Here is a 15,049-nt window from a genome sequence, read left to right as displayed (position 1 = left end):
ACGGTTGAAAGAATAAGTATCAGGCTTTGCCATTTTGTTACATCAGGTCGTCAGTGCGAGCTGAATTACTTCTTTCATATCTTTAACATAGTGAAAACACACTCCTTTAATATATTCCGGCTCAATTTCGAGGACATCTTTCCGGTTGGCCTGACTCAGAATGATGTCCACAATTCCCGCTCTTTTTGCCGCCAGCACTTTTTCCTTAATCCCGCCTACAGGTAAGACCTTGCCCCGAAGGGTAATTTCGCCGGTCATAGCCAAAAATGGCCTGACTATTTTGTTGGTAAATGCAGAGGTCAATGCCGTTAACATGGCAACTCCTGCCGAAGGTCCATCTTTTGGAATAGCACCTTCCGGCACATGGACATGGATGTCGGTATTGTCGAAAACATCGGAATCTAATTGCAGCGATTCGGCATGAGCTTTTATGTAGCTCAGTGCAGTGGTAACTGATTCTTTCATCACATCGCCCAGATTTCCGGTTAACGTCAGTTTTCCTTTCCCTTTACTCAAAATACATTCGATAAACAGTATATCGCCACCGGTTTGTGTCCAGGCTAACCCAACTGTAACGCCCGGTGGGTTATCGTTTTGATACATGTCGCGGTCATAAATGACGGCACCTAATATTCGTTCCACATCTTCGGGCATTAGCCGGGGCTGATAGTCTTCTTCCATGGCTACCAACTTGGCCACGGAACGCATTAACGCCGCAATTTTCCGCTCCAACTCGCGAACCCCCGATTCACGGGTATATTCATTGATTAGTTTTGTCAATACAGCCGAAGAAATAGTTATATTTTTACTGTTCAACCCATGTTCCTGCCTTTGCTTGGGTATCAGATGTTTTTTGGCAATCTCAATTTTTTCTTCTAACGAATAGCCGGTTATTTCGATGATTTCCATCCTGTCCAGCAAAGCAGGGTGCATGTTTACCAATGAATTGGCTGTTGCAATAAACAGTACTTTAGATAAGTCATACTCCAGTTCCAGATAGTTATCATAGAAAGTGCTGTTTTGTTCAGGGTCCAAAACTTCTAATAATGCAGAAGAAGGGTCTCCCCTGAAATCATTTCCAACCTTGTCAATTTCATCGAGAATAAAAAGCGGGTTAGAAGACTTGGTTTTCCTGATTGATTGAATAATTCTGCCGGGCATCGCTCCGATATATGTTCGCCGGTGTCCTCTGATTTCAGCTTCATCATGCAAACCTCCTAACGACATTCTCACATACTTGCGTTTCAGGGCTTTGGCAATGCTCTTTCCCAACGAGGTTTTCCCAACGCCGGGCGGGCCGATAAAACATAAAATAGGAGATTTCATATCTCCTTTGAGTTTAAGCACTGCCAGATATTCTAAAATACGTTTTTTTACTTTCTCTAACCCGTAATGGTCTTTATCTAATATGTTTCTGCTTCGCTTCAGGTCAAAGTTATCAGGTGTAAATTCACTCCATGGCAAATCGAGTAAAAGCTCCAGATAGTTAACGGTCAGGCCGTATTCGGGCAGGGCAGGATTCATCCGTTGCAGCCTTTTCAATTCTTTGTTAAAGGTTTCGCCTACCTCTTTCGACCAGTGTTTTTTGGCAGCCTTTCGTTTAAAATCGTCTATATCCCCTTCATAGTTTTCATTGCCCAGTTCCTCCTGAATTGTTTTCAATTGCTGATGAAGGAAGTAGTCGCGCTGTTGTTTGTCTATGTCAGTTCTGACTTTGGACTGAATCTGATTTTTCAGTTCTGCCATCTGATATTCGGTGTTCAGGTAACGAAGCACCTGAACTGCTCTTTTTTTGGGGTCTTCTATATTTAATAATTCCTGTTTTTCTGAAATCCCGATGCCGAGGTTGGATGCAATGAAATAGATCAAAAAATCAGGCTTATCAATATTGCGCAAAATAGCGCTTACCTCAGTCGGCATATTGGGCGAGATGCTGATGATTTGTCCCGACAAATCTTTGATAGTAGATATAAGGGCATTATACTCGGGGTCATCGGGCGATTCGGCATCCGGCAAAATTTTAATGCGGGCACGTAAAAAGGGACCTTCATTAAACATTTCTTCTACGACAAACTTTGACCGTCCCTGCAAAATAACGGTTGTGCCGCTGTCCGGCATCTTCAGCAATTTGACAATCTTTGCAATAGTTCCGGTTTGGTAAAGGTCATCCGCTTCAGGTTCTTCAATATTGGTATCTTTTTGTGCGAGTACCGCAATAAATTTATCTCCGACATTTGCTGCCTTAACAGCTCTTGTGGATTTTTCACGTCCCACCGTAATGGGTATCACCACTTCGGGAAACAAAACTGTGTTGCGAAGTGGAAGAATGGGCAAGATTTCATTATACTTATCGGCATTATCTGCTTCGCCCTCTCCTTCGGATTCAGTAAAGGACAATAAGGGTAAAAACTCAATATCTTCGTCAATCATTGGAAACATTTTTTGTTCCTCAAACATGCAACAGGTATTTGGTGAAATATAATAATCGGGAGTATAAACCGGACTGACTGATAGTTTTTCAAATAGAAGATAACCTTCCTGAACTGAAAAAAAATAACCGGTAAACACGCTTTAAATTAACAACAAATGAAACTTTTTATTTTTAAGAAAGAGCGTATTGAAAAACATTTTTTAACTCGCAAAGTTCTTACAAGCCAATTTTTACCTTTAAATGCTTGAATATGCAAAGGTAAAACAAAAACTTTTCTAATCAGTCTTCCAAAAGGTTTGACAATTGCCGATTCAATGCTTTCTAAATCTGAAAGACATTTCTCACACTGCAATTCAGGTGAATTGAAAAAAATGTATTTCATCCTGTTAAAAATAGAATATCACAAATCAAAACACAACTATTAAATCACAAAATACTGCAACCATTAAACCAAAAACATCCAGCCCGACAGCAATAAAAATTTTGGCAACATGCAGAGCGGGGTAAAAAATAGGCTTGACAATGGTTTATTGCAGGTTGGCTTTGAGTCATTGCAGGGGTGCAATAGTTTATTGCAAAGGCACATTAAGTCAAAGCAGGGGTGAAATGAGCCTTTGCAGGGATTCAACAACTCATTGCAGAGGTGCAATCACCCAATGCAGGGGTGCAACATCTCGTTGAAGGGATTCAACAACTCAATGCAGGGGTGCAACAACCCATTGCAGAGGTGAATTCACCCAATGCAGGGATGCAACAACCCTTTGCAGGGGTACATTGACCCTTTGCAGAGGTACAATAACCCGAAACAGGGGGACAATGAGGCTATACCAAGTACGGATTTTTAATATCTGCCCCATTAAAAAAATTTGGTTTGAACTATTTTTTGTTCATTAATGTTGCTCAACATCATATCTGATGCCTATCTTGAGCTAAGATGTTATATTCTGTCTGAAAAGTGGCGGCGAGTTTTAACCCCAATCCATGAAACATGAAATATTTTGACAAAGAAAAATATAAAACTGACCTATACCCGAAAGATCTGTTTCAAAAGTTAGAGTTTGACAAAGTGCAGGAGTTAGTGGCAAATAAATGCCTCAGCCCGATGGGAAAAGAATGGAGCGCAAGCATGTCTTTTCTGGCAGATCCGGACGAAATACTGAAACTCCTCCGGCAGACAAACGATTTCAAACAAATGCTGATTGTTGATCAACAGGGGTTCCCGTCCGAAAACTATTTAGACCTCCATGAAGAAATAACCTTATTGGGTATCGAAAACTCCGTTTTGAGCGAGCAACAGTTTTTTCGAATTGCCAAAGTTTTGGTTACCGTAGAAGAGATTGTACGAATGTTTACCGGTCAGCAAAATGAACGCCGTCAAAAATACCCTGACCTTTACGATATAGTTACCAACCTTGTACCGGGCAAAGAACTTTCACATCAGATTAAACAAGTGCTGGACGACAACGGCAAGATTCGTTCTGACGCTTCCAAAGAATTGCAGCAAATAAAACGAAGTATTACTGCATGTTATACTGATCTGGAACGAAAGTTTAACTCTATCATCAATGAATATAAAAAATTAGGCTGGCTGACAGACAGCGCTGAAAGTATCCGCAACGGAAGAAGGGTATTGTCTGTGCCCTCTGAGCACAAAAGAAAGGTAAAAGGAATTATTCATGACGAATCGCATACCGGCAGTACAACTTTTATTGAACCGGAAGCAACCGTTTATATCAGCAACGAAATTATAGAGTTGCAGCAAGCTGAAAAGCGGGAAATCTACCGGATTCTGCGAAATCTAACCCAACAGTCCCGCCCTTTCCTCCCTGCGCTTAAACAATACCGCCAAACTTTGGGGATTTTGGACTTTGTCCGCGCTAAAGCTTTATTGGCCTTAGACCTGAATGCCTCTATGCCTCGTTTATCTACCGATAAAAGCGTAGAAATCTTCAATGCCCGCCACCCTCTGCTGTATTTGAAAAACAAGGCTTTGAAGAAAAAAACAGTGCCATTATCTTTTTCTTTATCCATAGCCGAGCGCATTTTGGTGGTGAGCGGTCCGAATGCAGGCGGCAAATCCGTTTTATTGAAAACGGTGGGTTTGATGCAATTGATGTTGCAATCGGGTATGTTAGTTCCTGCAGACGATCATTCGTTGTTTACCATTTTTCGCAACCTGTTTGTTGATATAGGTGATGAACAATCCATCGAAAACGACCTGAGCACTTATAGTTCTCGTCTTCGCAATATGCGCTATTTTACCGAACACACCAATTCCAAAACGCTGCTGCTTATTGACGAATTTGGTTCAGGAACCGACCCTGCTCTTGGGGCAGCTATTGCCGAAGCCCTGCTCGAATATCTGAATAAAAAATTTTGCTACGGCATCATCACCACCCACTATTCCAATATTAAAGTATATGCTACAGGCACACCGGGCATTTTTAACGGCTGTATGCTGTTTGACCACGCCACACTTTCTCCTTTATACAAATTGGATGTCGGTAAGCCGGGAAGTTCGTTTGCTTTTGAACTGGCAGTTAAAAGCGGGCTTTCGGATTCTATTATTCAAACTGCCAAATCAAAAGTAGATATTGCCTATAAAGAGTTTGATGAACTGCTCAGCAACCTGCAGCGCGAAAAACAGGCAGTCAATGAAACTGCGCGAATCCTTGCCAATAAAGAGGCTCAACTTTCCAAACTTTTGGAAGATTACACTCAGAAAAGTCAATCTTTAGAACAAAACCGTAAAAAAATTATTCTGGAAGCACAACAGAAAGCCTTGGGATTTCTGGAAGAAGCCAACCGGAAGTTTGAAAATATGGTGCGGGAATGGAACGAAAACAAAGGTGAAAAAAACCTGATTAAAAAAATAAAAGCCGAAATTGAAGACGATAAAACTAAGTTGACCGAAACAGTAGAAGCCCTTAAGGATGTAATTTATTTCCGAAAATCTGAAAAACCGGTTGAAGTCGGAGCCTTTGTAAGGCTCAGGGGCGGCAATGAAGTCGGTAAGGTTGTTGAACTTAGAAAAAAAACCGCCATCGTACAGTATGACCAAATTAAAACGCATATTCATATCAAAGAATTGGATGTTGTTGAGCCGGAAGAGCAAAAACCCGACATTACTCCCGGGCGAATTAACCTGTACAATACTTTGCAGGCTAAAAGCGAGTTTAAAAACAATATAGATTTAAGAGGGTTGCGCCGCGATGAAGCAATGCGATTGGTAGAAGAAATGCTTGACCGAGCAATGATGTTTGGTGTCGGTGAGGTGAAAATAATCCATGGAATTGGAGACGGTATCCTGAGGCGGGCAATCAGAGATTTGCTAAAAAGCTACCGAAGCGTAAAATCAGTGTTAGACGAAGAACCCCAATACGGAGGGGCAGGGGTCAGTATTGTTGAGTTAATGTAATGGGGCTGTTTCCAACTTTTACCCGAATTATCCTGATTGTATGTACCTGATTTCTTTGATGAAGGTTTTTTATAGACCTTTGTACCTATACTTACTTTCGTGTTTTACTTGTTCAGCTATTATGTCAGGTAAACAATTTGATCAACCTTTTTTAAAGTAAATTCACCCGAATTTCATGAAAGTACAAGAAAATATACCTGCTTCCAAAGTTGAACGCGCCACCCGTTTTGTTAAAGCCGGATTAAAAGTCGGCTCAAACTATGTAAAGCACTATACCCAAAAAGCGTTAAATCAGGATGTCAGCAAAGAAGATTTAGATCGTGCCAACGCAGGCGATATTTATGAAACCCTAAGCGAGCTAAAGGGAAGCGCACTCAAAATAGCACAGATGCTCAGCATGGAGCGCAATTTATTGCCCGATGCCTATTCTGATATATTTTCGATGGCACAACACAACGCCCCTCCCCTTTCAGGTCCGCTGATTGTAAAAATTTTTAAACAATATATTCAAAAAACACCCCAGGAACTGTTTGACAGTTTTGACATGCAGGCGAGTCATGCCGCATCAATCGGGCAGGTTCACAGGGCAGTTAAAAATGGCCTCGAACTGGCAGTAAAAGTCCAATATCCGGGAGTTGCCGATAGTGTTAAGTCTGACCTGAAGTTGGTAAAACCGTTTGCCTTACGTCTTCTGAATATGAAAGAAAAAGATGTGAGGATATTTTTTGATGAGGTGGAAATCAAATTACTCGAAGAAACCGACTATGAATTAGAGCTGCAAAACTCCATAGCTATCAGCGCCAAATGCAGTCATTTGGAAAACCTTAAATTTGCCCGCTATTATCCTGAATATTCCTCTAAGCGCATTTTAACCATGGATTGGCTGAATGGCGTAACTTTAGGTGAGTTTATTAAAAGCAACCCGAACCAGGGGTTGCGCAACAAAGTCGGGCAAGCCCTTTGGGATTTTTACAGCTATCAAATTCATGCCTTGAAACTAACCCATGCCGACCCACATCCGGGCAACTTCTTAATACAACCGGATGGAACTGTGGCAGTGATTGATTTTGGTTGCGTCAAACAAATCCCTTCAGAGTTATACCGTCCATATTTTGATGTGGCCAAACCCGAAATCATGAATAATCCTCTGGAACTGGAAAAGCGGTTTATTGCTCTCAACATGATTTATCCGGACGATACTCAATCTGAAAAAGATTTTTTTATCCCTGTTTTCAAAAACATGATTTTCATGCTGAGCGCTCCTTTACAATATCCCACTTTTGATTTTGCGGATGATGCCTTTTTCAAACAGGTATATGACTATGGTGAACAATTAGCCCGAATGCCTGAAATACGCAATTCGGGCAAACCACGCGGCTCACAACATGTCTTGTACATTAACCGCACCTTCTTTGGCTTATACAAGTTGCTCAACAACCTCAAAGCAGAGGTCATCACCCGGTTGTTGTTTAAGTAATTTAACTGTTTTAAAACATAGTTTCATTACATTAACAGAGATGTCAAAAATACGGTCGTACAAAAACCTGAAATATAGCCTTGTTAAAAAAGATTTCGATTATAGTGACAAATTATTTTTTTCAAAAAAATAATTCAAAAATTTGTTTTTCAAAAAAACAGTGTAACTTTGAACTAAATAGCAATTACCTCTAATAAAACCTCATCGCCATGATTATTGACATCACTTCCATGCCCAGTGCGCCCAACCCTACAACCGGCGATTGGTTACAGGCTTTTTATGAAGCCCAATTATCTATGCGTGATAACATATATGGGGGGGTAATATATTTCCCTCCGGGAATCTATCATTTCAGCAACACCCTTCAGGTTTTCGGTGCACCCATCATCAGAGGCGCAGGTCCTAACAACACCTTTCTGCTTGTGAACGCCCCGTTTGCTCCTCATCCTTTCGATAGCGGTCTTTCATTGCCGGCAGACGGTTTGATTGTTCATTTCAATAATGGTTTAGGTACAGGTTCATTTCTCAATCACCCCACTTTGCCTATCGGACCTGAAATTGATTTTGTTTGGTCACCGGGATATGATATTTTGGAGTTTATAGATGAAGAAGGCAATTTCCTCACTAATGCAGAACCCACTTTAGAAGACTTTTCGCTGATTTATAACAATACATCAGAAGTTTACCAAAATCCCGCCAATCCTGATTTTGGATTTGGACATGGAATGGTACTACATAAACGTACTGCAATCAACAATTGTAACATTAGAGGCTTCCCGGGAGATGGTATCAGATTGGTTGGTACTAATTTCGGAAGTTTTTTTCTTGAGGGGCAAAGAATATGGGGGCTATTTTACGAAATTGACGGCATAATGATAGCCAATCCTCCTGACCCTGAACATATTCTAAATCAATTAACCCCCACTCCTTTACCTGATAATTATATCCAATTCAGATATTCGGAATATGTAGGAATTAGTCCGGTACCGGATATTGATACCAATCTCACTGATTTAGAAATAAACTTTTTGCATGCTGTTAATAAAACACAGTTAGACGGAAGTACCGTATTAGATAACTTAGAAATTGAAATACTTATTGGAGGTGAAGATTTATCTGTTTTGCTAATGCCTTTTTTTGAGGTTTCTTCTGGACCAATTGCTGCCAATTCAGTTATATTTAGTATTAATGCCGATACCGCATCGTTTCCTTTTGGACAATTTCCTATTCGGATAAAAGCTACTTATGATGGCAGTATTAATGCCGTTTCAGAAGTGTTTTTTGTTTATGCCTGTGACAATGTCAACAACGGATACCCAATTAGCGTTTACACAAATGTCAATGTAAGTCAGATATACAATTCCCGTATCAGCCATTGTAAGAGAAACGGACTTTATGTGGCCGGAATTGATGCCAATGCAGGCGCTATAGTAAGTTTGAACACAGTCCGCAATGGAAGTTGGGGAATATTTGATAACAGTGGATTGGGAAATACTTATCTTGGTTGTCATAGCGAAGGAAATTTAACCGGCGCTTATACTACGGGAGTAGAAAGCGGTGTAAATTATAACTTGTTTATCGGTTGTACCGGCGAGGGGAGGGTGTTGCTTGAAATACCGGCACAATGGATAGGAGGCAGTACGGAATACAGCCCAAATTATTTTCCTGATGGTGTGTGGCGGAACGGAGCGTCTATTCTTCAACAAGGCGGTATTTTCCCGTTATACCGTCAGGTAGTCCGATTTAGAAACTCGACCGGCACCACTCCCGACCCTGAAGACGGAGTTTTTGGGGGTGCGGGCGTATTTTTCGATGCAGGTCCAAACGCCCCTGTTGATATCTTAGGATTTGGACATACCAACTCCCGAGAATGGGCTTTGTCGGTAAAAGAATTACCAAATATTGGTACAGGCAATAGCAATTATTATGTATTCAACGAAGCCAACGCTGATGCTGGTAGAGGTTTGTCCCTATCCGGATTACTAACAGGAGGTGAAACTCCGCCCGGAATGCCTTATTTTTTCAATCCCATCCTGATGAGTAAAAATGACGAGGAGGGTGAAAAGAAAATTAGAATTACGGTAGGTGAGGGTAAACCCGTTGAAGAACCCGTTCATAATAATGGTATTCCAATTTTATTAACTCCAACTATTCCATTAACAAAAGTAATTGGCAATATAGGTGATATACATTTAAACAGAAAACCAACTTATGATGACGACTCTGAAATTATTAATGAATTAGAATATGTTGCTTGGATTTGTACCGAGTCATTCTTATATGATGAGGGGAATCCAATTGACTCAATAAATGCGATTTGGAAACCATTTTGGCACATAAATCCAATTTAGCAATGCCATGAATAAATTAATCTACTACCTAATTACAGCTCTTCTCTGCACACAATTTGTCAATGCTCAAGGTTGGGTGAGCTTTTTTATACCTAACTATATTTTAGGGCCTAGTTATACTAATGTTTGGGATTTAGTTGAATTAGAGAATGGGAATTATCTGTGTAGCGGTCTTGATCCCGGATTAATAATGATAAATTCAGAAAACGGTGATACGCTGTGGACAAGCAATATTGCTGCCGGGCATATTGTACAAACAAACGATGGGGGATATATTGTCAATAATACAAAATTTGATTCCAATTTTGTTTTAGTATGGGAAATTCCATTTTCAGCTATAAATCCCACAGGATTAGGTTTAATTTTTGAAGCAGTATCCAATAATGAAGATATCGTTTATTTTTCCGGCAGAACACAAACTATTTTAATTGGTGATGCACCATTTCCTTATGAGTATAACTGCACTTGGTTCTTAAACAGCTCAACCGGCGATTTTCAAAGTTCTGTTCGTATTTTGGCCCTACCTGTCCAAACATTAGATGACTGGGCAGCAGGTGCAAATAACGACATGGTTCCTTTATTGGAAGGAAATGGATGGATGGTTTTTGCACAATGTAATGATTGCCATTCCTGTTTTATCAAAGTTCCCAATGGAAGCTCAATAAGTCAGTCTTGTATTGATGGTTTTAATGCAGAAACCCGAAGCATTATTCATTCAAACGAAGGAGACGGTTATATTGTAACTTTTGGAAATCGCACTATAGCAAAAGTTGCCGTAAACACCTATTTTATTTGGAGTAATGTTTATCAAACCACTATTCCTCCTGTTGTCCCAGGAACTTATGGTTTTCACAACATTATCAGCACCGGCACAGATGGCTATATTGCAGTTGGAAGAACTAATAGTGATGAAAAACTCTGGGTAATCAAGATAGATAACAACGGCAATTTACAATGGCAGTCCGACCATATCAGGATCAAAAACTATCGAACAGTTGGCAATACTATTATAAAAACTTCTGACGGTGGTTACCTTATAGGTGGAGTTGCAGTACATATAACCTCTCCACTAAATGAAAGATATCCCTTTTTTGTAAAAATGGATTCCACAGGCAATTGCCGGCCGCAGGCCGCTTTTATCCATTCCATAGACAACTACACCCTAAACATAGTAAGCAATACCTCCACCGGCGCACACGAATATACCTGGTTGTTCGGAAATTCGGATACCGCCCAAACTGCAACTCCCGTTTATACCTATCCCAACCCCGGAACCTACAACCTTTGCCTCGTCGCCACCAACCCCTGCGGTAACGATACCCTTTGCACCCAAATTGATGTGGCTACTGGCATACATAAGCCCGATAATCCCATTCAGTCCATAACAACACTATATCCAAACCCTGTTTCGGCAAATCAAAACATCTATTGGCAGGCAGACGGTATTTCTTCGGGTGCTTCCTTAGAATTGCGGGTGTTTAACCTTACAGGCAATATCCTCTACCGGGAGCAACCCAACCAACCTTCCGGAATCCTGCCATCGCATACATACCGCCTTTTACTTTCTGCAACTCATCACCCCAAACTCCCAAACTACAGTGCGGTTGGTAGTTTCGGGGGAATGATTTAAACCATCTTAGATAAAAAATATTATGATTAATATCGTTGATTTTGCCCTAACCTCATATCCTATGTTTGCAGCCGCAAACAGTAATCCTGTTTCCGATCCTGATCATCTGTTAGATACCTTAGCTGGAGAACCAACACTTGAAACAGGTGATCATACTTGGGATAGAGTTTTCCACGCTATGCTTAATTTAGGAAATACCCCGAAACGGATATATTTCCCGGCGAGCTATACAAGTACCACTGCTTTAGCCCCTGCTCCCAATCCGGCTACTTACCCAAGTTATCCTATTCTCAATACTTTAAATATAGACCGCCCTGTTATTGTGTGCGGAGATGGCGGACGCTCGACCATATTAGAGTATGCAGATACATTCAATGAAAGTCCGGCAATCAGAGTTCTGTCACCCGGAGTAACTTTAGAGCATTTTAAAGTCAGCAGAACTAATACAGGGTTAATGGAACACGGGATATTATTGTCGCAGCCTGCCACAGTTAAACAACTCTATATAGAACGCGCATTATATGATGGAATTCACATTCTGGAAGTAGCAAACGGATGTCAATTTTATTATGTAAAATCATATTCCAATGCCAGATATGGATTTTACACGAAAGCTTCAAATGGAGTAATAATTGGGTTGGATGCAAATGTAAATGCAGAAGCAGCAGTTATGGATCAAAGCAATGCCGGAAATATTTTTGTTGGATGCCATACTGCCGGGATTGACGACACTTTCCAGCCAATCAGTTATCAGGCAAAGAATGGTTTGTTTTTGGGTTGTTATGCAGAATGGGACCAATTAGCCCCTAAAATAGATAAGCCGGGAATATGGATTGGTGCAGAATCTGAAACCCCTGTGGGTAGTGGTTCTATATGGAGAAGCCAAACCTTTTATATACAGAACCATAACAGGGGGATCCGATTTGAAAACATGATGGGTAATATTGTCGATTTTACTGCAGGCGGTATATTTGAAGGTATTATTTTTGAATTTGGTGCAAACGAAGATTTTCAGACTGTAAGTTTTCCATTCGAAAGATTAGACAATGAGCTTATCGACGAAAGACAAATCGCCACATTACGTTATAGATTTGACCTTTACCATCAACTCGAAGAGTTAATCGATCAACGTCAAAAGTTGATTGAACAAATGGAGCACACTAAAGATAAAGAGGAGTTGGCTGAAATTAAAATTTCATTAGCCAATAATCAAAACCGGAAAAACTTAATAAATCTTGAGATAAGTGCAGTAGAAGAAATCATCAAAGATATTCCTATTGACACGATTGATGGTGTTATATTCGGGCGATGGCGACTTGAATATACCCCCGAAATATCTGGTTCATACAAAGATTGGTATCGTTTGAGATACTATGCCCAACCCAAAATTATTAATCAGGATATATTTATTCCTCCAGATGTAGAGGCTGAAGTTAACACCGGTATGGCATTTTCAAGTAATGAGGCTAATTTGCATCAGGAAAATGACGGCTACCGATTATTGGGTTATGTCGCATTTCCAAGAGGATTTTTTATAGGAATAGGCTCTAACAGAATAAAAGTAGGAGTATCGGATGCCGCACCCGATAATCCTACAAAACTTGGAGACATTATATTCAATTATAATCCTACTATAGGTTCAAATGTGGGATGGATATGCGCAGACGTAGGAGGAGGATTAGCTTGGCGAAAATTTGACACGATTGAAGAATAGCTATTTCTTTAAAACTTTGTTCAAGATGTTGAAATACTCCTTGATTTAAATAAATGTATCGGGCTTTTACATAACCAGCTACAACTCATCGCCCCAACGAACAAACTATTGTCCGGTTGATTGTAACGGGTGAATAATATTAAACCATTTTAAACAATAAATATTATGACTAATATCGTTGAATTTGCAATTGGTGCGTATATTGTGCAATCCTCATTAGGCAGTAATCCTGTTTCAAATCCCGAATATTTGTTAGATACTTTAGCCGGCGTACCGCCAATTGAAACAGGGGAAACAGGGGAGCATACTTGGGATATTGTTTTCAATACTATGCTTAATTTAATAGTTCCTCTAAAGCGAGTGTACTTTCCAGCAAGCTATACGAGCAGCACTGCATTAGACCCAGGTCCTGATCCTGCAACATATACAACATACCCAATTCGAAACCCATTAAATATTGACCGTTCTGTTATAATTAGCGGAGATGGCAGACAATCTACCATAATTGAATATGCAAATACAGACGTTATAAATCCTGCAATCAGAGTTCTAACAAACGATGTAACTTTAGAGCATTTTAAAGTCAGCAGATCTGATCTCGGACTAATGCAGCACGGGATTTTGTTGATGCAGCCTGCCACTCTTAAACATATAGACATAGAACTCGCAATAAATGACGGAATTCATATTCTGGAAATGGCAAACGGATGTCAATTTTATCATGTGAAATCCTATCGCAATGCCAGATATGGGTTTTATACTGAAGCTTCAAATGGTGTGATATTAGGATTGGATGCAAATGCAAATTCATTAGGAGCAATAATAGATCAAAGTTTTGCCGGAAATAATTATGTTGGTTGCCATACTGCTGGAATAAACAGCACAAGCAATTTGCCAATCAGCTATCAGGCAAAAAATGGATTGTTTTTAGGTTGTTTTGCAGAAAATGACCAATTAGCCCCCAAAATAGATAAGCCGGGAATATGGATGGGTTCAGAATCTGAAATCCCAATAGGTAGTGGTACTATATTGAGAGGTCAAACTTTTTATATACAGAACCAAAACAGAGGAATACGTTTTGAAAACAGGATGGGCAGCATTGTCGATTTTACCGCAGGCGGTGTATTTCCCGGTGTAATATTTGAATTTGGTGCAAACGAAGATTTTCAGACCGGTGGTTTCCCTTTTGAAAGATTAGATAAAGAACATCTCGATAAAACTAAAATTACCACTTTACGTTTCAGATTTGACCTTTACCGTCAACTCGAAGAGTTAATTGATCAACGCCAAAAGTTGCTTGAACAGATGGATCTCACTACTGATGAAGAAGAGTTGGCTGAAATTAATATTTCATTAGCCAATAATCAAAATCGTAAAAATTTAATCAACGTTGAGATAATAACAGTAAATGAAACCATCGAAGAGATGAAAATTGAGAACCTTGAAGGTGTTACATTCGGGCGATGGCGGCTTGAATTTACCCCTGAAGAATTAGGTGAATACAATAACTGGTATCGGTTGAGATACTATGCCCAACCAATGAGTTCGATTCCTGTATTAGTCCCTGCAGAAGTAACTACCGGGATGGCATTTTCAAGTATAAAGGCCAATTTGTCGGATAATTATAGCGGTCACCGATTATGGGGCCATGTCGCATTTCCAAGAGGATTTTTTATGGGAAAAGGATCCAACAGAATAAAAATAGATGTAGCGAACGCCGCTCCTGATGTTCCGACAACAATTGGTGACATTGTATTTAACTCTAATCCTGTGGTGGGTTCACCGATAGGGTGGGTATGTACACATGTAGAAGTTGGGTTAGCTTGGAGAAGTTTTGGAGAAGTATGACCATAACTATTCTTCTCTTTAAAAAGGTTTTGGATGTTAAAAAGTGCTTTGCTTTTAGTTAAATATATCTTCTATTTAAAAAGCAGTTAAGACTAAGTTAATCCTTCATAGTTAAGTAATCTTGATTGCTTGATAAATATAAAAAGTATTTTTACTTAATTTGTTTTAAAATTTTAATGC

General features: G+C 39.9%; 7 protein-coding genes. 6 read left to right on the top strand and 1 reads right to left on the bottom strand.

What is annotated here, in order from left to right:
* Positions 1-42: 42 nt before the first annotated feature.
* Positions 43-2,457, bottom strand: coding sequence for an endopeptidase La (lon, locus tag IPM47_07315; protein ID QQS31414.1), 2,415 nt, complete (start codon positions 2,455-2,457; stop codon positions 43-45).
* A gap of 962 nt (positions 2,458-3,419) precedes the next feature.
* Here lon and IPM47_07310 point away from each other — a divergent pair.
* From IPM47_07310 to IPM47_07285, 6 genes are all read left to right on the top strand, one after another.
* Positions 3,420-5,849, top strand: coding sequence for an endonuclease MutS2 (locus IPM47_07310; GenBank protein QQS30728.1), 2,430 nt, complete (start codon positions 3,420-3,422; stop codon positions 5,847-5,849).
* Between the two features lie 175 nt (positions 5,850-6,024).
* Positions 6,025-7,326, top strand: coding sequence for a phosphotransferase (locus tag IPM47_07305; GenBank protein ID QQS30727.1), 1,302 nt, complete (start codon positions 6,025-6,027; stop codon positions 7,324-7,326).
* Between the two features lie 209 nt (positions 7,327-7,535).
* Entirely contained in the window at positions 7,536-9,677 is a 2,142-nt protein-coding gene (locus IPM47_07300) for a hypothetical protein (GenBank protein ID QQS30726.1), read from the top strand.
* A 7-nt stretch (positions 9,678-9,684) separates the two neighbouring features.
* A complete protein-coding gene (locus IPM47_07295; GenBank protein ID QQS30725.1) occupies positions 9,685-11,307 on the top strand; it encodes a PKD domain-containing protein in 1,623 nt (540 codons plus the stop codon).
* A 61-nt stretch (positions 11,308-11,368) separates the two neighbouring features.
* Positions 11,369-13,021, top strand: coding sequence for a hypothetical protein (locus tag IPM47_07290; protein QQS30724.1), 1,653 nt, complete (start codon positions 11,369-11,371; stop codon positions 13,019-13,021).
* A gap of 165 nt (positions 13,022-13,186) precedes the next feature.
* Positions 13,187-14,869 carry a hypothetical protein gene (locus tag IPM47_07285; GenBank protein ID QQS30723.1) on the top strand — a complete coding sequence of 561 codons (1,683 nt, stop codon included), beginning with the start codon at positions 13,187-13,189 and terminating at the stop codon, positions 14,867-14,869.
* The last annotated feature ends 180 nt before the right edge of the window (positions 14,870-15,049 follow it).

It is taken from the genome of Sphingobacteriales bacterium (genome assembly GCA_016700115.1).
Classification (GTDB): domain Bacteria; phylum Bacteroidota; class Bacteroidia; order Chitinophagales; family UBA2359; genus UBA2359.
The sequence above is the reverse complement of the archived record's forward strand: the minus strand, read 5'-3'. Positions and strand labels throughout refer to the sequence as shown.